This is a genomic window from Collinsella sp. TM09-10AT, assembly GCF_003436275.1.
GTDB lineage: Bacteria > Actinomycetota > Coriobacteriia > Coriobacteriales > Coriobacteriaceae > Collinsella.
The window spans coordinates 133,257-155,724 of sequence record NZ_QSOP01000002.1 but is presented as its reverse complement, the minus strand read 5'-3'; the positions used below and the strand labels follow the sequence as shown (position 1 = coordinate 155,724).

At 60.4% G+C, this 22,468-nt stretch carries 14 protein-coding genes, 1 tRNA gene and 3 rRNA genes; 1 reads left to right on the top strand and 17 read right to left on the bottom strand.

Going from position 1 to position 22,468, the window contains the following annotated elements; genetic code table 11:
- Positions 1–5: 5 nt before the first annotated feature.
- The 12 genes from rrf to recJ form a co-directional block, all read right to left on the bottom strand.
- A 5S ribosomal RNA gene (gene rrf, locus DXD77_RS01615) occupies positions 6–121 on the bottom strand.
- A gap of 146 nt (positions 122–267) precedes the next feature.
- Positions 268–3,241: ribosomal RNA gene (locus DXD77_RS01610) — 23S ribosomal RNA — on the bottom strand.
- Positions 3,242–3,634: 393 nt separating this feature from the next.
- Positions 3,635–5,140 (bottom strand): 16S ribosomal RNA (locus DXD77_RS01605).
- The 16S, 23S and 5S rRNA genes sit together here, the layout of an rRNA operon.
- 533 nt (positions 5,141–5,673) lie before the next feature.
- Positions 5,674–6,033 (bottom strand): 50S ribosomal protein L20, encoded by a 360-nt coding sequence (gene rplT, locus DXD77_RS01600; RefSeq protein WP_022094123.1) that lies wholly within the window; start codon positions 6,031–6,033, stop codon positions 5,674–5,676.
- Positions 6,034–6,079: 46 nt separating this feature from the next.
- The gene (gene rpmI / locus DXD77_RS01595; RefSeq protein WP_006234422.1) at positions 6,080–6,271 is read right to left on the bottom strand and encodes a 50S ribosomal protein L35; all 192 of its coding nucleotides are present in this window, start codon (positions 6,269–6,271) and stop codon (positions 6,080–6,082) included.
- Positions 6,272–6,303: 32 nt separating this feature from the next.
- The gene (gene infC / locus DXD77_RS01590; protein WP_089573296.1) at positions 6,304–6,873 is read right to left on the bottom strand and encodes a translation initiation factor IF-3; all 570 of its coding nucleotides are present in this window, start codon (positions 6,871–6,873) and stop codon (positions 6,304–6,306) included.
- A gap of 432 nt (positions 6,874–7,305) precedes the next feature.
- A tRNA-Leu gene (locus DXD77_RS01585) sits at positions 7,306–7,392 on the bottom strand.
- A 39-nt stretch (positions 7,393–7,431) separates the two neighbouring features.
- Positions 7,432–8,865, bottom strand: a complete 1,434-nt coding sequence (locus DXD77_RS01580; protein WP_117647489.1) for a transglutaminase-like domain-containing protein — start codon at positions 8,863–8,865, stop codon at positions 7,432–7,434.
- A 351-nt stretch (positions 8,866–9,216) separates the two neighbouring features.
- Entirely contained in the window at positions 9,217–10,083 is an 867-nt protein-coding gene (gene fba, locus DXD77_RS01575) for a class II fructose-1,6-bisphosphate aldolase (protein ID WP_035137086.1), read from the bottom strand.
- A gap of 194 nt (positions 10,084–10,277) precedes the next feature.
- Positions 10,278–10,961 carry an MBL fold metallo-hydrolase gene (locus DXD77_RS01570; protein WP_117647487.1) on the bottom strand — a complete coding sequence of 228 codons (684 nt, stop codon included), beginning with the start codon at positions 10,959–10,961 and terminating at the stop codon, positions 10,278–10,280.
- An 84-nt stretch (positions 10,962–11,045) separates the two neighbouring features.
- Positions 11,046–13,406 carry a bifunctional (p)ppGpp synthetase/guanosine-3',5'-bis(diphosphate) 3'-pyrophosphohydrolase gene (locus tag DXD77_RS01565; protein ID WP_089573299.1) on the bottom strand — a complete coding sequence of 787 codons (2,361 nt, stop codon included), beginning with the start codon at positions 13,404–13,406 and terminating at the stop codon, positions 11,046–11,048.
- A 15-nt stretch (positions 13,407–13,421) separates the two neighbouring features.
- A complete protein-coding gene (gene recJ, locus DXD77_RS01560; RefSeq protein WP_117563488.1) occupies positions 13,422–16,709 on the bottom strand; it encodes a single-stranded-DNA-specific exonuclease RecJ in 3,288 nt (1,095 codons plus the stop codon).
- A gap of 276 nt (positions 16,710–16,985) precedes the next feature.
- Between recJ and DXD77_RS01555 the strand changes: the two genes are divergently transcribed.
- The gene (locus tag DXD77_RS01555; RefSeq protein WP_089573301.1) at positions 16,986–17,984 is read left to right on the top strand and encodes a bile acid:sodium symporter family protein; all 999 of its coding nucleotides are present in this window, start codon (positions 16,986–16,988) and stop codon (positions 17,982–17,984) included.
- A 30-nt stretch (positions 17,985–18,014) separates the two neighbouring features.
- Here the strand turns inward: DXD77_RS01555 and DXD77_RS01550 are convergent, their stop codons facing one another.
- The 5 genes from DXD77_RS01550 to DXD77_RS01530 all read right to left on the bottom strand — a co-directional run bounded on the left by DXD77_RS01550 (position 18,015) and on the right by DXD77_RS01530 (position 22,463).
- The gene (locus DXD77_RS01550) at positions 18,015–18,812 is read right to left on the bottom strand and encodes a DUF4931 domain-containing protein (protein WP_089573302.1); all 798 of its coding nucleotides are present in this window, start codon (positions 18,810–18,812) and stop codon (positions 18,015–18,017) included.
- A 3-nt stretch (positions 18,813–18,815) separates the two neighbouring features.
- The gene (locus tag DXD77_RS01545) at positions 18,816–19,493 is read right to left on the bottom strand and encodes a copper homeostasis protein CutC (RefSeq protein WP_089573303.1); all 678 of its coding nucleotides are present in this window, start codon (positions 19,491–19,493) and stop codon (positions 18,816–18,818) included.
- A gap of 326 nt (positions 19,494–19,819) precedes the next feature.
- On the bottom strand, positions 19,820–20,521 hold the full coding sequence (locus DXD77_RS01540) for an ABC transporter ATP-binding protein (protein WP_117563737.1): 702 nt from the start codon (positions 20,519–20,521) through the stop codon (positions 19,820–19,822).
- Between the two features lie 12 nt (positions 20,522–20,533).
- Positions 20,534–21,394 carry an ABC transporter ATP-binding protein gene (locus DXD77_RS01535; protein ID WP_089573307.1) on the bottom strand — a complete coding sequence of 287 codons (861 nt, stop codon included), beginning with the start codon at positions 21,392–21,394 and terminating at the stop codon, positions 20,534–20,536.
- On the bottom strand, positions 21,384–22,463 hold the full coding sequence (locus DXD77_RS01530) for a branched-chain amino acid ABC transporter permease (RefSeq protein WP_089573308.1): 1,080 nt from the start codon (positions 22,461–22,463) through the stop codon (positions 21,384–21,386). The genes DXD77_RS01535 and DXD77_RS01530 overlap by 11 nt, the downstream gene beginning before the upstream one ends.
- Positions 22,464–22,468 lie beyond the last annotated feature (5 nt).

The following is a 22,468-nucleotide window of genomic DNA, read 5'->3' as shown; positions in this document are numbered from 1 at the left end:
CCACCGGTCAGCGGCGCCCTGGCCTCCCACGGGCTGGCCCCGCAGTACTCTCGGCGCGATGGGGCTTAGCTTCCGGGTTCGGAACGGGACCGGGCGTGCCCCCCATGCTCTGGCCGCTGACCGGTGGGCGGCGCCCACCGTTACGGTGTCCGGTATCGCATACACGTGCCCTGGGGGCCGCATGGCGCATAGGGGAGGTGACTCGGGGGCATCCTCGTGCCCGGACCGCGCGCATGAGCGCTGGGTCCCGCGGGCCGCGAGGTGCGGTTCCGGAAGAGCTCGGGCGATTAGTGCGGCTCGGCTGAGGACGTCGCCGTCCTTGCACCTGCCGTCTATCGACCAGGTAGTCTACCTGGGCCCTTACCGGAAGGAGAACTAATCCCTGGAACGGCTTCCCGCTTAGATGCCTTCAGCGGTTATCCGCGCCGCACGCGGCTACCCGGCCGTGCCGTTGGTCGACAACCGGTTCACCGGAGGTGCGTCCACCCCGGTCCTCTCGTACTGGGGGCAGCCTCCATCGATTCTCCTGCGCCCACGGAGGATAGGGACCGAACTGTCTCACGACGTTCTGAACCCAGCTCGCGTACCGCTTTAAACGGCGAACAGCCGTACCCTTGGGACCTGCTCCAGCCCCAGGATGCGATGAGCCGACATCGAGGTGCCAAACCTTGCCGTCGATGTGGACTCTTGGGCAAGATCAGCCTGTTATCCCCGGAGTACCTTTTATCCGTTGAGCGACGGCCCACCCACTCGGGGCCGCCGGATCACTAGAGCCTGCTTTCGCACCTGCTCGGCTTGTGGGCCTCGCAGTCAAGCCCGCTTGTACTCTTGCATTCAAAAGGACGGTTGCCGACCGTCCCGAGCGGACCTTCGCGCGCCTCCGTTACCCTTTAGGAGGCGACCGCCCCAGTCAAACTGCCCGCCTGGCACGGTCCCCGAGCCGGTTGACGGCCTCGGGTTAGGACGCCGGTCGCGCGAGGGCAGTATTCCAAGGGCGGCTCCCCGGGGGCTGGCGCCTCCGGATCTGTGCCTCCTGCCTATCCTCTACACGCGGGACCAGCGGCCAATGCCAAGCTGCAGTGAAGGTTCACGGGGTCTTTCCGTCCTTCCGCGGGTAAGTCGCATCTTCACGACCAGTGCAATTTCACCGGGTCCATGGTCGAGACAGCGCCCAAGTCGTTGCGCCTTTCGTGCAGGTCGGAACTTACCCGACAAGGAATTTCGCTACCTTAGGACCGTTATAGTTACGGCCGCCGTTTACCGGGGCTTGGCTTCGGGGCTTCGCCTTGCGGCTAACTCCTCCGCGTGACCTTCCGGCACCGGGCAGGCGTCAGACCCTATACGTCGCCTTGCGGCTTCTGCAGAGTCCTGTGTTTTTGGTAAACAGTCGCTTGGGCCTCTCCACTGCGGCCCGCCTCCGCTCCCGGAGCAAGTCCGTTCACGTACGCGCGGGCACCCCTTCTCCCGAAGTTACGGGGCCATTGTGCCGAGTTCCTTGACCATGGTTGACCCGATCGCCTCGGTATGTTCTACCCACCCACCTGTGTCGGTTTGCGGTACGGGCGCGCACGCGCCTGCCTAGGGGTTTTTCTAGGGACCTCGGGCTCACTCGCTTCGCTTGATCGCTTCGTCCGGAGCCTCGCCCTCGTGCGGACCGGATTTCCCTGGTCCGCGGGCCGCGCTCCATCACGGGGACGTCCAGAACCCCGCCGAGCCACCCCCATCCGTCGCCCCGTCGGTCGTAGCGCCGCGTGCGCGGTGCAGGAATGTCTGCCTGCTGCGCGTCGGCTACGCCTTCCGGCCTCGCCTTAGCCCCCGACTGACCCTGGGAGGATTAGCCTTGCCCAGGAAACCTCGGGTTCACGGCGGACGAGTTACTCTCTCGTCTCTCGCTACTCATGCCAGCATTCTCACTCCCATGCGCTCCACCGCCGGTCGCCCGGCGGCTTCACCGCCCATGGGAAGCTCCCCTACCGATTCTATATAGATAAAATCCCGCCGCTTCGGTGTCCAGCTTAGCCCCGTGTATTGTCGGCGCATGTCCACTCGACCAGTGAGCTGTTACGCACTCTTTGAATGCATGGCTGCTTCTAAGCCAACATCCTGGTTGTCTGGGCGGACGCACATCCTTTGCCACTCGGCTGGAACTTGGGGACCTTAGCGGGCGGTCCGGGCTGTTTCCCTCTCGAGCACACAGCTTAGCCCACATGCTCTGACTGCCGCGCTCTGGGCCGCCGGCATTCGGAGTTCGGTTGGATTCGGTAGGCGGCGAAGCCCCCTCGTCCATCCGGTGCTCTACCTCCGGCGGTGAACGCGCGACGCTAGCCCTAAAGCTATTTCGGGGAGAACGAGATATCTCCGGGTTTGATTGGCCTTTCACCCCTATCCGCAGGTCATCGCCGCCGTTTTCAACCGACGTGCGTTCGGCCCTCCACGGGGTCTTACCCCCGCTTCAGCCTGCCCACGGATAGCTCACCCGGCTTCGCGTCCGCGGCGCGGGACTCAAGTCGCCCTGTTAAGGCTCGCTTTCGCTCCGGCTCCCTTTCGGTTAACCTCGCCCCGCGCCAGCGACTCGCTGGCTCATTCTACAAAAGGCACGCCGTCACACCACAAGGGTGCTCCGACTGCTCGTGGGCGCACGGTTTCAGGTACTGTTTCACTCCCCTCCCGGGGTGCTTTTCACCTTTCCCTCACGGTACTGGTGCGCTATCGGTCACAGGGTAGTACTCAGGCTTGGATGGTGGTCCACCCAGGTTCGGACCGGGTTTCACGTGCCCGGCCCTACTCAGGGACCGCGTCGCGCCGTCCGGTCTGGGTTCGCGTACGGGGCTGTCACCCGCTGCGGCCGGCCCTCCCATGCCGTTCCGCTCCCCAGCCGGACCTGCGCCCGGGGGCGGCAGCCCCCGGATGCGCGGCCCTGCAACCCCGTCGGCGGAACCCCTGCCGGGTATGCCCGCTCGACGGTTTGGCCATCGGTCCCCTTTCGCTCGCCGCTACTCGGGGAGTCTCGAGATTGATTTCCTCTCCTCCGGGTACTTAGATGTTTCAGTTCCCCGGGTTGTCCTCCCCGGCCGTATGTGTTCAGGCCGGGGATATGCACACTGCTGTGCATGGGTTCGCCCATTCGGAGACCCCCGGGTCGAAGGATGTGTGCTCCTCGCCGGGGATTATCGCAGCTTGCCGCGTCCTTCATCGGCTCCCTGTGCCAAGGCATCCGCCGTGCGCCCGTGGTATCTTGCGGGACCGCTCTCGGGCCCGCGGGATATCCACGTGTCGCTAAAATTAATTAATCGATATCATGAATAGCGCTCGTATGTCGCAATTCGGGTATCTCATACCGCGGCACAGTAGTTGACTGTGCTCGCGATCAGATGCTCCTCACTCATATATAAGTGAATTCTTCTTGTTTGGATCGGATGAATGATTGCTATCATTCTTTGATTTAATCGCAGAAAAGAATCGAGTCTGGAAGAATGATCTTCCATCTCTCTCCTATCGCTATGCGGCTCTCAAGGTACGCGGGTGCGACCCCGGGGACCGGGTGCTGCGGGGAATCATCCTGGCGACATCCACCGGACGGGCTCCTGCCCTCTATTCGAGTTAAGTTGATCTCTCTAAGAATGTATCTCCCTAGAAAGGAGGTGATCCAGCCGCACCTTCCGGTACGGCTACCTTGTTACGACTTCACCCCCCTCACCCTCCACACCTTCGGCGCCTCCCCCCTTGCGGTTGGGCCGGCGACTTCGGGTGCAGACGACTCGGGTGGTGTGACGGGCGGTGTGTACAAGGCCCGGGAACGCATTCACCGCGGCATGCTGATCCGCGATTACTAGCAACTCCGACTTCATGGGGGCGGGTTGCAGCCCCCAATCCGAACTGGGGCCGGCTTTCCGGGATCCGCTCCCCCTCGCGGGGTGGCATCCCTCTGTACCGGCCATTGTAGCACGTGTGCAGCCCAGGGCATAAGGGGCATGATGACTTGACGTCGTCCCCGCCCTCCTCCGCCTTGACGGCGGCGGTCCCGCGTGGGTTCCCGGCATCACCCGATGGCAACACGCGGCGGGGGTTGCGCTCGTTGCGGGACTTAACCCAACATCTCACGACACGAGCTGACGACAGCCATGCACCACCTGTATGGGCTCCTCTCGGCCACGGGGTCTCCCCCGCTTCACCCATATGTCAAGCCCTGGTAAGGTTCTTCGCGTTGCTTCGAATTAAGCCACATGCTCCGCTGCTTGTGCGGGCCCCCGTCAATTCCTTTGAGTTTTAGCCTTGCGGCCGTACTCCCCAGGCGGGACGCTTAATGCGTTGGCTGCGGCACGGGGGGATCGTCCCCCCACACCTAGCGTCCATCGTTTACGGCTGGGACTACCAGGGTATCTAATCCTGTTCGCTCCCCCAGCTTTCGCGCCTCAGCGTCGGTCTCGGCCCAGAGGGCCGCCTTCGCCACCGGTGTTCCACCCGATATCTGCGCATTCCACCGCTACACCGGGTGTTCCACCCTCCCCTACCGGACCCAAGCCGCGGAGGTTCCGGGGGCTTCGGGGGGTTGAGCCCCCCGCTTCGACCCCCGGCCTGCCGGGCCGCCTACGCGCGCTTTACGCCCAATGAATCCGGATAACGCTCGCCCCCTACGTATTACCGCGGCTGCTGGCACGTAGTTAGCCGGGGCTTCTTCTGCAGGTACAGTCTTGACTCTTCCCTGCTGAAAGCGGTTTACGACCCGAAGGCCTCCGTCCCGCACGCGGCGTCGCTGCGTCAGGGTTCCCCCCATTGCGCAAGATTCCCCACTGCTGCCTCCCGTAGGAGTCTGGGCCGTGTCTCAGTCCCAATCTGGCCGGTCGGTCTCTCAACCCGGCTACCCGTTGTCGGCACGGTGGGCCGTCACCCCGCCGTCTACCTGATGGGCCGCGGAGCCATCCCCTCCCGTCGGGGCTTTAGCCGGGGTGCCATGCGGCACCCCGGGGTATCCGGTATTACCCGTCCTTTCGGGCGGCTATCCCGGGGGAGGGGGCAGGTTCTCCACGTGTTACTCAGCCGTTCGCCACTCGCTTCCACCCGGAGGTGGGTGCCGTTCGACTTGCATGTGTTAGGCGCGCCGCCAGCGTTCATCCTGAGCCAGGATCGAACTCTCCGTCCAAAATGTATGGGCTTCGAGCCCGTCCGGTCCTCTCAGTCCATCGCTGATCGGTTCCGTTCGATTCATATGGTTTTAGTATAGGAAAAGGAATTTCTCGGGGCCGCCTCTCGGCGGCCTTGCGAAAAACAAATCCAAGTTAGACCATTTCAAATGGTTCGATGTCTGCCCGGATGCGACACTGAATGTGTCCATCCTCGCAGTATCCGGTTCTCAAGGTGCACGCCTGGCGGCTGATCCGGTCCGACCGGGCCGCGCGGCAAGGAGATATATTGCCAGACCGCGAAGCCCTGTGGGTCGTCAATTCCACTCTTCACAAGTCCTACACAACATATCGCTTTCTATAGCTAATAGAAAGACTGGTGCGGATCTTCCGCACGTATCAGATGATGACCCTTTGGTTTAGAAATATATAGAGATCGGTCACCTGTAAGTGTCTATCTACCCGCGCTTTTAGCAATGTAAACCGCGCTTCAGATAAAAAGAGGGAGCGCCGCGCACAACGCGACACTCCCCTAGCGATTCAAGAGAATCTATTAGGCCTCGAGAGCCTTCTTGGCAATGGCAGCCAGCTCGTTGAAGGACTCGATGTCCTCGTAAGCCATCTGAGCCAGGACCTTGCGGTCGAGCTCGATGCCGGCAACCTTCAGGCCGTGCATGAACTGAGAGTAAGAGATGTCGTTCAGGCGAGCAGCAGCGTTGATACGGGTGATCCAGAGAGAACGGATCTCGCGCTTCTTGTTGCGGCGATCACGATACTGATACTGCAGGGAGTGCTGGACCTGCTCTTTAGCATGCTTGTAAGTACGCGAAGCGGCACCGTAGTAACCCTTCGCACGGTGCATAACGGTACGGCGCTTCTTCTTGGCGGCAACAGCGCGCTTAATACGTGCCATGTTCTATCAACTCCTAGACGGTAAAACGAAAAACGGGAACGCGAACTTAGGCGAGACGCGACTTGATGACCTTGCGGTCGGCAGCGGCGATCTCGGTCTCCTGACGGAAGCCACGCTTACGCTTGGTGGACTTCTTGCTCAGGATGTGGCTCTTGAAAGCCTTGGCGCGCATAAGCTTGCCGGTACCAGTCTTGCGGAAACGCTTCTTGGTGCCGCTGTGGGACTTCATCTTAGGCATGAAATACTCCTTAATCGGTTACAGAACACTAGTTACTTGCTATCGCTTGCCGCTTTATCCTCATCGAAGGCGCCCTTAATCGGGGCGAGCAGCATAAGCATGTTACGGCCTTCCATCTTAGGCTTGGACTCGACCGTAGCGTAAGGCTTGAGATCCTCGGCGAGACGCTCGAGAACGTTAAGGCCCTGCTCCGGGTGAGCCATCTCACGGCCGCGGAACATGATGGTGATCTTAACGCGTGCGCCCTTCTTGAGGAAACGCAGAACGTGGCCCTTCTTGGTCTCGTAGTCGCCAACGTCGATCTTGGGTCGGAACTTCATTTCCTTGACCTCGACCTTGGACTGGTTCTTACGAGCAGCCTTGGCCTTCATGGCCTGCTGGTACTTGAACTTACCGTAGTCCATGACCTTGCAGACCGGCGGCTCCGCGTTGGGAGCGATCTCGACCAGGTCGAGACCCTGATCGTCGGCGACGCGCTGGGCATCGCGGATGGCGAACAGGCCGAGCTGAGAGCCATCGACGCCAATCAAACGACACGAAGATGCAGTGATCTCGTCGTTGATGCGGGTGTCATCAGACTTAGCTATTTTCCCTACCTCCATTCATAAAAAAATAACCCGGCGCTTCTCAGCAACCAGGTCGTACACATAGACTTCCTCGATTTGAGGAAGGGAATCTAAGTTGTATGACCAGTCAGCTGCTCATTGGCGCCAAAAGGTGGGAACCCTCGGGTTCCTCTTTAAGGCATTGCGGGGACAACGCCTTGGCGATAATAACACGTACCGCGCGTTATCACATTACGTACACGAAAAAGGGAGCCTTGACCCCCTTGAACGTCCACTTGCATGTATGGTGCTCGAGGCGAGACTCGAAGGGCCTTCGCTTCGCGAAGCCCCGGGCTTCGGGCGCGTGGCGCCCTCGCCACGCTCCGCTACAAACAGGCCACAGGCCTGTTTGCTTAACGCTTCGCGCGCTCACGCGAGTTCGGCACGAAAAAGGGGGCCGCAACCCCCTTGAACGCTCACTTGCATGTATGGTGCCCGAGGCGAGACTCGAACTCGCACGTTGTTGCCAACGGTGGATTTTGAGTCCACTGCGTCTGCCAATTCCGCCACTCGGGCACGCAATGCGTGAGTTAGTTTATCACAGCTTTCTACCGATTAGTCCGAAAATGGAACTTCGAGCATTTCGATGAGTTCGACCGTGCGGAGCATCTCGCGCCGACGGCATCCGCGACCGTCGACCGAAGCCTCACCCATCTGGTTATCGTAAGGGTCCTCGCGCATGCCGTCGAAAGAGGGCTCAAACTCTGCCTGGAATCGATTGTTGGCCACCATACGCCACGGGTCGAGATTGCCAAAGTAGTGACGGCGGCGCCACTCCTCCCCCATCCTGCGAGCAGAAGATCCAAATGACACGTCGGCGTTGAGCCATCCGGTCTGCGGCGTATAGAACTCTGCCCAGTCGTGCGACCCCACCGAATCGGGCGCAACATACAGGCCGCTCTGCCAACGGGCAGGCACGCCCGCGATACGGCACATGGTGATAAACGTGAGCGCCATAACGCCGCAATCGCCGCGGAGCGAATGCGCGCAGTCATCGGCAATAGATCCCAAAAGCAAGTACGGCGGCTGATAGCGATAGTCGATGTACTGCGTCAGGTAATCATAGATAGCACGGGCGCGATCGAGCGGATCCTCGAGCCCGTCAATGACACGGGCTGTCAGCTGCTGTAGATACGGCGTGAATGCAATGTGCGGACGGTCCTCGGAGGTGTCCACGGGCAGTGGCGTGTCCATGCAAGGATGCACCGGAAGCGCACCCCCATAGACATCACGATAAGCGGCATCAATTTGATAGCGATAGGTCACCGAGAATGAGCGCTCACTCGAAGAAGACCACGAGGCGGTACGCGCCGAAGCATTCGCGGGGGCAACAGCACCCTCCGGCGTCATATCGAGAACCTCGATATGAGACTGTTGACGACAGGCGACGGCAACGGGTAGCCACGCGCGAACGGTCTCCCTTTCCAGAGCGCCGGGGACAGACACGGACGCTTTAAGCGTAATGACGCGAGCCAATCCGTTTTGTGACTCCATCTCCTTGAGCATCTCGTTGCGCAGTGCTATTCCGTCCGTAGAATCGGGCCGCATGCCGGGAACCTCTTTGGGATATACGCGAAGCGAATCGAGGAAGTTGTCGAGAACGAACAGTTCGCCATCGATAAAGCGCCAGTCAATACGCTTACGATTAATCAGGTCATCAAACTGCTCTTCGGTAAACTCTGGCCACTCCTCGCGAATCATCGCAATAGCCTGGTCGCGCGACACCGAAAAATGAAGCGGCGTCTCGAGCATGCGATACCGCTCGGCACGAACACAAGCAGCCAGCGAAGGCTCGGAGTTCTGCTCCAAAAGGCGATCGCAGGCAGCAACAGCCTGCGTCAAATACCCGGCATCCATAAGACGAAGAATCTCGGGCGGCAGTCCAACATCGAGATGACGAAAGTCATCACAGCAAACATCAGCAGAGCAACCAACTGGACCCTCGTCAATAACCTTCCCATCCGAAGGCAGCACATTAATAACAGCCATACCAAAACTCCAAGTCACTAGAACGCTTGAAGCCCATTGTAGCGAGATAAAAAGAAAGCCCCAACAAGGGAGCCATCAACACCGCTGAACGGTAACCATATAACTAAAATCAGACCAGTAACCCTGTAGCAAGTTAACAAAGGAGGCCCCGTTTCCCCGGAGCTGATTCCGTCGCGCGACTTCTGGCAAAGCCAGTAGCCATCTTAATTCAGACTCGTAACCCTGCGGCGTTAAACGAAGGAAGCCCCGTCCCCCGGAGCTGTTTTCTTGGCGCGACTTCTGGCAAAGCCAGGTGAGCGCAAAGGAAACAGTGTAGGGGGACGGGGCTTCCGGCGGGAAGTTTAGCGACGCTTACGCCTTGTTGACGGAGCCAAACTCCTCCATGAGCTCCTTGGTGCGGGCAACGATGTTGTCGCGACCAGGCTTGAGGAGCTTGCGGGGGTCAAAGCCCTTGCCCTGCTGATCCTTGCCAGCCTCGATGTACTCGCGGACGCCCTTGGCGAAGACGAGCTGCAGGTCGGTGTTGACGTTGATCTTGGAGATGCCCAGGGAGATGGCCTTCTTGATCTGATCCTCGGGGATGCCGGTGCCACCGTGCAGAACGAGGGGCAGGTCACCGGTCTGGGCCTTAATCTCGCCCAGACGCTCGAAGGAAAGACCAGCCCAGTCGGCGGGGTACACGCCGTGGATGTTGCCGATGCCGCAGGCGAGGAAGTCGACACCCAGGTCAGCGATCTGCTTGCACTCAGCAGGATCAGCGAGCTCGCCGCTGGAGGTCACGCCGTCCTCGGTGCCGCCGATGCCGCCGACCTCGGCCTCGATGGACATGCCCTTGGAGTGAGCAAGCTCAACGAGCTCCTTGGTGCGGTCGAGGTTAAGCTGGAAGGTCTCCTCGTGAGAGCCGTCATACATGATGGACGTGAAGCCGGCCTCGATGCACTTGAAGCAGTCCTCGTAAGAACCGTGATCGAGGTGAAGGGCGACGGGAACGGTAACGCCCGTGGCCTCGACGGCAGCCTTGACCATGTCGGCGCAGACCTTGAAACCGCCCATCCACTTAGCGGCACCAGCGGTGCACTGAAGGATCAGCGGAGACTTGGCCTCCTCGGCGGCCTGGAGAATAGCCAGGGTCCACTCGAGGTTGTTGGTGTTGAAGGCACCAAGACCGTACTTGCCGGCCTCGGCCTTCTTGAGCATGTCTGCTGCGTTGACGAGCATAAAAGAAACCTCCTGTAAGGTTGCTCCGATAACGTCTGAGATTTTACCACGGCGCACCCGAGCATAAACGTTCGTTTGTTCACGAATATCGTCCAAACAGACTTTTTTGACCGTTTGCCCTACGAAATCGACCCGTTGGGGAAAAATAGCTTGACGTTTGGACGCTTCTCGTGCTTCAAAAGCCGACTATTAAGCTAAATCTGCATGAAAGGGTTCTGCATGAGCTCGCGTGCCATGGTGGTCGAATCGCCATGACCGGTTAGGCAAACGGTATCGGGCGGGAGAAGCCGGGCGAGCTTGGAGAGCGAGCGCAGAATCGCCGCCTCGTCTCCTCCAGAAAGATCGGTGCGGCCGTGCCCACCCGGAAACAGGGTGTCGCCCACAAAGGCAATGTTCCCCTGCTCGGTGGCAGCAAACAAGACGATCCCGCCCGGCGTATGCCCTGGCGTCTCGATCACCTGCAGGTAGATATCGCCCACCTTGATAGCATCTCCCTCGGCGAGCAGGTGCGTCGGCTCCCCGGGGTCAGGCGTCTCAATGCCCCACATAGCTCGCTGTTCCTCGATGTTCGCATGCGGCACCGCCACATCCTTAGCACACAGCTCATACTGGCAGCCCTCGCCAACGGCGGTTCGCACGCCTGCAACACCACCAACATGATCGGCATGGCCATGAGTGCATACGGCGCCAAACACGCGTACGCCGGGATGCTCGGCTCGAATATGCTCCACCAGGCGTTCGCCTTCCCATGCGGGATCGATAATCACGCACTCATTGTCCGAAATAACAGCATAGCTATTGGTCTGAATGGGACCGTTTACGAGCGTCTCGATCTCGACCGATCCCTTGGGAGTTAAATCCAAGGACACAGCACTCATGTCCCTCTCCTCTCTATAGAACTCGAGGCATCAAACGATGCCTCGAGTGTAGCGAATATCGATAATGTGACACGTTCGTCGCGACTAAACGCGGCGCTTAAGCTGGGCTCCACCCTCACCGGGCATCAGGCGGCGCGCGTCGTAGACCGAGTCAACGCTGCTGATGGAGGCCAGCAGCGGATCCAGACCACTCGCGTCCGAGATCTCGACCATAAAGCGCAGGGTTGCAATACCCTCGCGGTTGGTCGACGTGGCGGCAGAAAGGATATTGCCGCCCGCATCGCCAATGGCAATGGTGACATCCTTGAGCAGGCCCATGCGGTCCAGGCACTCGACCACGATCTCGACCTGGAAGAGGGTGTCGGCAGCGCCGTCCCACTCCACTTCGATCATGCGCTCGGGATGCTCCATAAGACCCTTGACGTTGGGACAGTTGGCGCGATGCACCGAAACGCCACGACCGCGCGTGATGAAGCCGACGATGTCGTCGCCCGTCACGGGGTTGCAGCAATGAGCCAGACGGACCAGTAGGCCGCTGTTGCTCTCGCCCTTGACGATAATGCCGTTACTGGCGCTCTTGCCGCGCTTTTGCGGCTTGCGGTTGGAGCCGCGAGCAGGCTGCTTCACGACCTCGGCGATAGCCTCGGCCTTGGTGAGCTGTTCCTCGGGCTTGGGGTCCAAGATTTGCTCGACCTTATTGCCCACAGCGCGCGGGGCAACCTTGCCGGCGCCGACGGCGGCAAACAGGTCCTCGAGCTGCTTGAAGTTAAACTGCTCCGCCACGGCGTTGAGCGCACGCGTCGAACGCGGCGTAGAAATGCCATAGCCACGCTTACGCAGGTCCTTAGCCAGCATATCGCGACCAGCAGCAGCGTCGTCGTCCTTGGTCGCAGCGGCAAAATAGCGGCGGATCTTTGACTTGGCGGAAGGTGTCTTAACGATCTTGAGCCAATCACGCGACGGCTTGGAACTCTTGTTAGTCAGAATCTCGACACGGTCACCCGTCTTAATCTCGTGCGTGAGCGGAGCCACCGCACCGTTGATTTTGGCGCCGACGCAATGGTTTCCCACCTCGGTGTGAACGGCGTAGGCAAAGTCGAGCGGCGTGGAGCCGGCACGAAGCGCCATGACCTCGCCCTTGGGCGTAAAGACAAAGATCTCCTGATCGAAGAGGTCGACCTTCAGCGAATGCAGGTATTCCTTGGCATCGGTGATCTCGTCGGAAGCCGCCCAATCGAGCGAATGCTTGAGCCAGTTGATCTGGTCGTCCAAACGTTGAGCGTCATTGGTCTTGGAAGCAGACGATCCGCCCGACTTCTTATATAGCCAGTGGGCGGCAATGCCGTACTCGGCCTGCTCATGCATCTCATAGGTTCGAATCTGAATCTCGAGCGGGCGAGCCGTGGGGCCGATGACCGTCGTGTGGAGCGACTGGTAGTTATTGACCTTGGGCATGGCGATATAGTCTTTAAAGCGGCCGGGCATGGGGTGCCACAGCGTGTGCACCGCGCCGAGCGTGGAGTAGCAATCGCGCACCGAATGCGTGATGACGCGCAGTGCCACCAGGTCGTAGATCTCGGAGAATTCCTTGCCCTTGCGCTTCATCTTTTGGTAGATGGACCAATAGTGCTTGGAACGGCCGTTGATCTGGAAGTCTTCCAGGCCAATGCGGTTGAGCTCGTCGGTGAGCGTCTTGATGGTCTCGGCCAGATAGCGCTCACGGACCTCGCGCGACTCCGCCACCATGCGTGCGATGCGCTGGTAGGCATCGGGCTCCAGGTAGAAGAAGGACAGGTCCTCGAGCTCCCATTTAATGGAGCTCATGCCCAGACGGTCGGCCAGGGGCGCATACACGTCCATGGTCTCGCGAGCCTTAAACAGGCGACGGTCCTCACGCAGGGCTGCAAGGGTGCGCATGTTGTGCAGACGGTCGGCAAGCTTAACGATGATGACGCGGATGTCCTTGGACATGGCGAGGAACATCTTTCGCAGCGTGAGCGCCTGTTTCTCGTCCATACTGTCGACTTCGATGTTGGTGAGCTTGGTCACGCCATCGACGAGCTCGGCCACCGTATCGCCAAACAGGCCGGAAACATCGGCAAGCGAGGTCTCGGTATCCTCGACGGTATCGTGCAGCAGCGCGGCGCACACTACATCGCAGTCCATCTTGAGATCGGCCAAAATGATGGCCACCTCGACGGGATGGTTGATGTACATCTCACCCGAGCGGCGCTTTTGGTTGCAGTGCTTCTCGGCAGCAAAGCAATAGGCCTGCTCCACCTTAGAAAAGTCGTCCTCATTCATATATTTGAGGCACAGGCGCTCCAGTTTGTCGTAGCTGTCCGCCATAATCTCGGGCGGCAGCTCATCGGCATGCTTATAGTGCTCCATCTCCGAGAACGGCTGGAGGGTGGAATCATGGGCGGTACGGGCTGCGGCATCCATCGAGGTCCCCTTCCCCTAGGCCCGCGGTACGATCGGGCGGTTAACTTTGGCTAGCATATCAGAAGCGCACGAATCGAGCGCCCAACTCCGGAAAGCCGAGAACTCCATGCGCGAGCGCAAGCCCTCCAAATAGCGAATTGACCTGCTCAATTGCACACGGCCGGGGTTTTCGGCCATCGCGATGCGACGGGTGTCGTCAAACCCCGAAATGCGACAGAAACCAAGCTCTTCGAAGATTCCCAGGCCACTTTCCACCGAGCGCTCGTCGACCGGCGTGCGAGCATCGATGGCAAGGCACATCTGCGCGATGTCGATATCGCTTGCGCAGAATGAATCATCCCCGGTCTTACCGCGGTTGGAGCGCCACATGGTCTGCAACGCACGATAGAGTGTGACGAGTTCGTCGCGCTCGGGTGCGTAGCAGTCGAGCAGGCGCTCGTTGATGCGGGCGTCGCGCGACGAATAGAGCAGGTGGATCACGGCGGGCTGTCCGTCACGACCGGCACGCCCGCTCATCTGGTTGAACTCAATGGCGCCAAACGGCATGTGGTACAGCACGACATGGCGGATATCGGGCAGATTGACACCCTCGCCAAAGGCAGAGGTCGAGACGATGCAGCTGAGGCTTCCGTCTCGGAATGCTTCCTCCACGCGGCGGCGATCGGAGCGCGCAAGCCCCGCGTTATAGAACGCGATATGGGTTGCGCAATCGGGCACACGCTTGCGCAACGTCTTGGCGAGCGCCACGGACTGGTCGCGCGAATTGACGTAAATGACGGTCTTCTCCCCCGTCGCCACGATCGACACCAAACGGTTCTCGCGGCTCGCAAGGTCGCGGTCGTCCTCGAGCTGCAGGTTCTCGCGCACCGTCTCGTCGACCACCGTGCGAGTAATCGGCAGCATGCGGGCAAGCTCGGCCACGACCGGAGCCGTCGCGGTGGCCGTCGCAGCCATAACAACCGGGTCGCCCAGGGCTTTGAGGATATCGGGCATGTCGAGATAGGCGCTGCGGTCGCCGCCCTTGGCAAGGCCGGCGTGGTGCGCCTCATCGATAACGACAAAGCCGATGCGGCCCGAACGCGCGAAGCGGTCACGGTGGATAGATAGGAACTCGGGCGTCGTGAGCACGATACCGGTGCGGCCCGAAGCTAGGCCGGCGAACACATCATCGCGTGCGGCCTCCACGGTCTCGCCGGTCAGCACGCCAACGCCAATGCCAAGCGCTGCCATCGTCGACGAGAGGTGATAGGCCTGGTCGGCAACAAGCGCGCGCAGCGGATAGACAAAGATGCTCGCACGTCCGCGAAGGACAGCCTCGCGCGCAGCATGTACATGGAAGATGAGAGACTTGCCGCGGCCCGTTCCCATAACGGCCAAGACGCTCTGGTGGTCGGCCAAGGCATCGAGCGCCTCAACCTGCGCGCGGTGCGGCTGGTTCGATCCGATAAAGCTATGGATAAGCGAGCGCGTGAGCTCGGTATAGGAAAGCTGGGCGAGCGTCTCGCGTTTACGCGACTCCAGGCGCAGGCCAGAATCCGCCGGCTGCACGCCGCGGCGAAGCTCGCACGCCGGATCATCGACGCTGGGCAGCGTGGTATCGCGAACCAGAACATCCTTGATCATGAGCTTTGGCTTTACGCGACCTTGCCAATGCTCGGCCACGGCCTCGAACACCAAGTCGACGGCGCTATCGCAATTGATGAGCTTATCGATCTGCGGCACGCGGAACATAATGGCCGGCACACTCGCGGCGCCATCGGTCGCCACAAAGCGCATGTGCTCGCCGGTTTTGCCCACCACGGCGCGGTCGCACATCGTCACGCCCTCGGCAGCCAGCAGCGGCACCTTGTTGCCCTGGCCAAACGGCTCAAGACGGGAGATCTGCTCGATGGTCTCGATATTCAGCTCGGAAAGGTCGACGGTGGCGGCGACCTCGTCGGTGTCTTCAAAGTCCTCGGCGGGAAGCTCCGATAGCACGGCGGAAAGGCGGCGGCGGAACTCATCGAGCTTGGATGCCTCGATGGTCACACCCACCGCACCGGCATGTCCGCCGCGACGAATCAGCAGGTCGGAACAGCGCTCGACGGCGTCAAACAGGTTAACTTTGCCCACCGAGCGACCAGAGCCGCGCGCGATACCGTCCTCGATCGAGAACAGTAGCGCCGGCACGTGATAGCGGTTGGTCAGACGGCTTGCCACGATGCCCTTGACGCCCTCGTGCCAGCCCTCGCCACCCACGACGATTGCGCGCCCGCCGTCATAAGTCTCCTCGACCTTCGCCATGGCATCGCGCGTAAGCTCGGCCTCGATCTCGCGGCGTTGGCGATTGATTTCCTCGAGCTCGGCGGCAAGAGTGCTCGCTTCGATGGGGTCGCGGGCAAGCAGCAGGTCGAGCGCCAGCTTGGGATCAGCCATGCGGCCGGCAGCATTCAGACGAGGGATGAGCGAAAACGACAGGCCGTCGGCCGTAATGGTAGAAAGGTCGGCCTTGGCAAGTGCGGCAAGCGCGATATAGCCGGGGCGGGCCGTCACGCGCATCTGCTGGATGCCCTCGGCGACCAGTGCGCGATTCTCGGGCGTGAGCGGCATCATGTCGGACACGGTGCCCAGCGCTGCGACCTCTATCAGCGAACGCCAATACGACGGCTTGCCCAAACGCTCGCCCAGGACCTGCACCAGCTTGAGCGCCACGCCGGCACCGGCAAGCTCGCGCGAGGGACCCTCGTCCTCGAGCTTGGGGTCGGTCAGGGGCACGCCCTGCGGCACCTGGTCGGAGGGCTCGTGATGGTCCGTGACCACCAAATCGATCCCCAGGCTCTCCAGATAGGAAACCTCTTCCTTGGCGGCAATACCGTTATCGACGGTCACAATCAGGTTGGGTTGGGCGAGCTCGTTGACGCGGTCGAGCGCCGCACGCGACAGGCCGTAGCCCTCGTCAAAGCGATGCGGAATAAACGGCGTGACATCGGCGCCAAACGTGCGCAATGCCTCGGTCAACAGGCAGGTCGACGTAATACCGTCAACATCAAAATCGCCAAAGACCGCAATGTGCTCGTGGCTGCGAATAGCGCGCTCAACGCGGTCGGCGACGACCGCCATGCCCGGAATAACGAGCGGGTCGGCCCAGTCGCGATCGAGCGAAGGCGTCAAAAACAGCTGGCCTTCTTCGATGGATGTAATGCCGTGCGCAACCATAATGCGCGCCACCAGCCCGGGTATGCCCAGGCCAGCCGAAAACTCCTTTTCGAGCTCGGGGTTTTGCCGAGCGACTGCCCAGCGATGCGTCGTCTTAAGCGATGACATAGGCGCCCACCCCCGATAGGGGCAGGTCGCCGCGATACCTCTCACGGTTCATAGCGATGAGTCCTCTGTGTATGCCCGCTTCGGCAGGCAGATCTGTTGAACGGATTTATTATACCGTGCAGAGCAGACGCAAATCGCCGCAGCACGCCGCGGTTTCGGTAAACGATGCCGGTAATAGCCTCGAAATATTCGAGCGTTTCTGACGCACGGACGCATGCGAGCGTCTAGCATATCCATTCAAAACGGGTTCACGGGCAAAGGGAGTCACAAGCGCATATGAAGCAATGGGTTGGACTGGGCAAGTTTCTCGCGGGGCACATGCAGGTCATCGTTCCGATTTGCGTGGCACTCGGCGTGCTCTTTCCCCAACAGATTGGCGTACTCAAGCCCATCGTTCCCACCTTGTTTGCCTTTATGACGTTTCAGGGTGCGCTCAGCAACACCTTTCACCAGGTAACCGAGGTGTTCCGCCGTCCGTTGCACCTAGTCTTGGCGCTGCTCGTCTCGGCGGTGCTTATTCCCATCGCGGCGTATGCCATGGGGTCACTCTTCTTTGGCTCCAACCCCAACCTTGTCTGCGGCATTGTGCTCGAATACAGCGTGCCCGTGGCCGTCACCGCTTTTATGTGGATCAGCATGTTCGGCGGCAACGGCCCGCTCGCGCTCACCATCATCCTGACGTCCTCGGTCATCTCACCTGTGACGATTCCGCTTACGCTCAAGCTCCTGCTGGGCGCCACCGTCTCGATCGACGTGCCGAGCATGATGCAGAACATGGCCTTTATGATCGCCATCCCCGCTGTGCTCGGTATTGCCATCAATGAACTCACGCGCGGCTGGGGCCACGAGAAACTCTCTCCCGTGCTCTCGCCCGCCTGCAAGTTCATGATGATGGGCGTCATCGCGTCCAACTCCACCGCTATGAGCGAGTACGTGCTGCACATAAACGCGGTGCGCCTGGAAGTCGCCCTCTTTATTTTGGTCTTCGCCATCAGCGGCTTTGTCGTCGGTTTTCTGGTCGCACGTGCGCTGCATCTGCCATATAGCGAGACGACTACCATGTGCTTTACCTGCGGCATGCGCAACATCTCTTCGGGTGCCGTCATCGCCACGCAGTACTTTCCGGGCGAGGTCGTGTTCCCCGTCATGTGCGGCACGCTGTTTCAGCAGGTGCTGGCCTCGATTATCGGGCATCTCTTTGAGTGCCTAACCTGCGAGGAGCGCACCAAACAGCGCAAGCGGGTCGAAGCCGGCCGCGACGCCATGGCGCGCTAGGCTGTCCGCATTACGCGGGTGTTAGTCTTGCTATACGAGCGTTTCCAGATGCGCACGCAGACGCTCAGCATCGATATCGAGCGTCGTCTCGGCATTGACTTGGGCCAAACGATAGCCGACAAAGTAGGGCGAAACCACCCAACGCGGCAGCGCCTTGGCAATGGTCCGACCGCCCAGGTGATAGAAGAACAAGTTGTACGACTCTGCGCGACCACCGTGGTGCTCGTTTAGGATATAGCGCAGAGCTACCTGGATCGCATCGGCAAAGAGATCCGCCTCGGCTTGGTCTCGTGCGTCATCGCTGGCGGCGATTCCCTGCGGGGCTGAAACGTTGATCTCAAAGAACCCCATGATCGGTTCGGTTGAGATATTGACCGAGATTCTCCCCTGTTGCCAGACATTGATGCCTTCGAAATTGGCGGAAGTCAGCGAAGTGTAGCCGTCTTCCTGCTCCAAACCCACAATCTGCATGTGCGGATGAACGAGACTACCGCCCGAGAGCGGACCCTTGTTCTTGTACATGAGAACGCTGCGATACTGCTGTGAATCGATCATCTGCTGCCAGCAACCCAGGGCAAACCGCATCACATGGTGGAGTTCATCCGGCTCATAGATCACCAGGTCGGCATCGTGATCGGCCGACTCGATCAGCACGGTTTGACGGGTGGCGCGCAGGGTCTTGAACTTATTCTCGAGCCAGATGCAGTCACCATCGCGCCGGATGATATCGGCAAGTTCCTCGGTATCGCAAAAGGGACACGCGGTGCCAGGGCGCCGGTTGTCGTCGGGCTTACCGTTCGCCTGCTGAACGTCAAATACCAGCGCCACGGGTTACGCCTCCAGCGGCACGATCTTGGTGCCATGGAGCTCGGAGACGCTCAATGCCGCCGCCACGGTATCGCGGTTGGCCGTAGAAATGCCGCCGCCGGGAAGGATGGTCAGGCGGTCGCCCGCATACTCGACAAGACGCGACAGGTGCTCCAGGTTGTCCTCGATCGGCGTTCCGGCAGCACCACCATGCGTCAGGATGCGCGTGATGCCGCAGTCGGCGAGTGTGTCAATGGCGTCCAGCTGAGCCTCGGGCGAGAGCTGGTCAAAGGCCATGTGGAAGGTGATATCGATGGCCCCGCGCTTGCACTCCTCGGTCGCGCAGCCCGTAGCCATCACGAGGGCGCCGAGGGTGAGCTCGTCGAGCGCCCAGCCGCCGGCACAGGGCTTGCAGCAGCCAAAGACCAGGCCGTCAACGCCGGCGCTCACGGCAAGACCCAAGTCCATCTCCATCATGCGCAGCTCGTCCTGGTTGTAGTGAAAGTCACCGCCACGCGGGCGAATCATGCACATCACTCGCGCGTCATGCTCGTGAGCATAGCTGACCGTAGTGCTGATAACGCCGGCCGAGGGCGTGGTACCACCGACGGCAAGGTTGTCGCACAACTCGATGCGCTTAGCACCGGCATCGATAGCCGCCGGCACACGCTCAAAGTTCTCGGCACAAAACTCGTACAGCATAGCTAGACCCCCAAAGACAGCAGATGTTTTCCGACGGGCATTGTCACACACCCCCATGAAGTTGCGGTGGAATAAGGACTCTTTTGACCTCTGAGGCTCCCATTTAGTCCCTATTCCACCGCAACTTAAAGGGAATAGTCGTTGGCATCTGCCACAACGTCGATGTTTTGGCAACGACAGCGAAAACCCGCCAGAGCGAGCAAGGTGCCTTGAAACGAGGCGGCATTGACCTTCTGGTCATGCCGCCGAAGTTGAAAGGCAGATTGCCGCTCTGGCGGGCTTGCAGCGTCGAGCCGTTACGCGGTTTGGTAAAACCGCGTAACTAGTTAACCGCCCAGGTAGGCTTTGCGGACGTTATCGTCGTGCAGGAGCTCTTGGCCGGTGCCAGTCATGGTGATCTTGCCGGTCTCGAGCACGTAGCCGCGTGTGGCGATCGAGAGCGCCATCTGCGCATTCTGCTCGACCAGAAGCACCGTGGTGCCGGCCTTGTGCAGGTCCTCGACAATCTGGAAAATCTGCTCAATCAGAATCGGCGCCAGGCCCATGGAAGGCTCGTCGAGCATGAGCAGCTTGGGGTTGCTCATAAGGGCGCGCCCCATAACGAGCATCTGCTGTTCGCCGCCCGAAAGGGTGCCGGCGACCTGGCGACGGCGCTCCTTAAGGCGCGGGAACTGCTCGTAGACGCGCTCAAGGCCCGGAGCCACCGTGGACTTGGGCTGCGTGTAGGCGCCCATCTCCAGGTTCTCCTCGACCGTCATCTGCAAAAAGGCGCGACGGCCCTCGGGAACCTGGGCCAGGCCCTTGCCCACCAGTTTATCGGCAGGCGTATGGGTAATGTCCTCGCCCATAAACTTGATGGAGCCGGTCTTGGAACGCAGCAGGCCCGAGATGGTTTTAAGCGTCGTGGACTTACCGGCGCCGTTCGCGCCGATCAGGGCCACGATCTCGCCCTCGTTGACGTTAAAGGAGATGTCCTTGATGGCGTGGATAGCGCCGTACCAGACGTTGATGTTGTAGACGGAAAGCATCGGCTCTGCCATTTAGTTCTCCCCCTTATCCTGCTTGCCCAGATATGCCTCAATTACGGCATCGTTGTTCTGGATCTCCTCGGCCGTGCCCTTGGCGATGACCTTACCAAAGTTGAGCACGCAGATGCCCTCGCAGATGTTCATGACGAGCGACATATCATGCTCGATAAGCATAATGGCGATGCCAAAGGTGTCGCGGATCTTGACGATGTTCTCCATGAGCTCCGCGGTCTCGGACGGGTTCATGCCGGCGGCAGGCTCGTCGAGCAGCAGCAGTTTGGGGTTGGTGGCAAGCGCGCGGACGATCTCCAGACGACGCTGGGCGCCGTAAGGCAGCGAGCCGGCCTGCTCGTTTGCCAGGTGCTCCATATCAAAGATGGACAGCAGCTCCATGGCGCGCTCGTGGGCGGCCTTCTCGTGCTTCCAGTACGTCGGCAGACGCAGCACGCCCTCAAAACCAGAGTAGCGCTCCTGGTTGTGCAGGCCGACCTTAACGTTGTCCTCCACCGTCATGGTGTTGAACAGGCGAATGTTCTGGAAGGTACGGGCGATACCCATACGGTTGACCTGATAGACCGACTTGCCCGAGGTGTCCTCGCCGTCGAGCAGGATAGTACCGTGCGTGGGCTGGTACACCTTGGTGAGCAGGTTGAAGACCGTGGTCTTACCGGCACCGTTGGGACCGATCAGACCGGCGATCTCGGTCTTACCGATGGTCAGGCTAAAGTCGTCGACTGCCTTAAGGCCGCCAAATTCAATGCCCAAGTGGATGCACTCGAGCGCCGGGCGCTGGCCCAGGTCGCGGTCGGGAACGATGGCGCCAGAAGGATACGGGACCATCTTGCCCTTGTTGAACTCAAACTTACTGGGCATCGGCTGCTACCTCCTTCTTGGAAGCAAAGCGGTCCTTAATGCGTGCGAAGAACGCCTTGAGCTGCGGGTTGTTGGTAAAGATCATGACCAGGATCAGCACGATGGCGTAGATGAGCATGCGGTAGTCCGAGAACTGACGGAGCAGCTCGGGAAGCACCGTGAGCAACGCCGCCGCGATGACGGAGCCGCGCATATTGCCCAGACCGCCCAGGACCACGAATACCAGGATGAGGATGGACGTGTTGAAGTCGAACTTGGTGGCGGAAAGCTGCGAGAAGTTACCGCCGAAGAGGGCTCCGGCAGCGCCGGCGAGAGCGGCGGAAACCACGAAGGCGATCATGCGGTACTCGGTGACGGAGATGCCCACGGACTCGGCAGCGATCTTGTTGTCGCGCACGGCCATAATGGCACGGCCGGTACGGCTGCGAACCAGGTTGAGCACGATCACGAGTGCGACCATGACCAGGACGGCACCGGCGAGGAAGGTCGAGTACGTCGACACGCCCGATGCGCCCTGGGCGCCCTTGATGATGGCGGTGCCGTCCTCGAGCAGGTGCAGGTCGTCGATCGTGGAGTTACCTGTAATGTTAAAGATCACATGCAGGCCGCGGGAGTCGACGCCCACGATAAGGCAGGTGACGATCTCTTTGATGATCTCGCCAAAGGCCAGCGTCACGATAGCCAGGTAATCGCCGCTCAGGCGAAGGACCGGGATGCCGATCAAGAAGCCCAGGATGGCGGCAGCGATGGCGCCGACCACGATGCTGATGATAAGGCGCACCGGATCGGAGGGAACGGCGCTCTCCAGCGCGACGGCGGTGACGATTCCCGTATAGGCACCGACACTCATAAAGCCCGCGTGGCCCAGCGACAAGTCGCCCGCGATGCCGACGACGAGGTTAAGGGAGATGGCCATGACGATATAGGCCGTAATGGGAACCAGCTGACCGGCGATCATGCGCGGAATCATGTGGTTGGACTGCATAAAGAACACGATGGCGAACGCCACAAGGCACATGGCGTACGTAACAAAGTCGTGACGCGTCTGCTTGTCTTTAAGAAACTTCATAACGC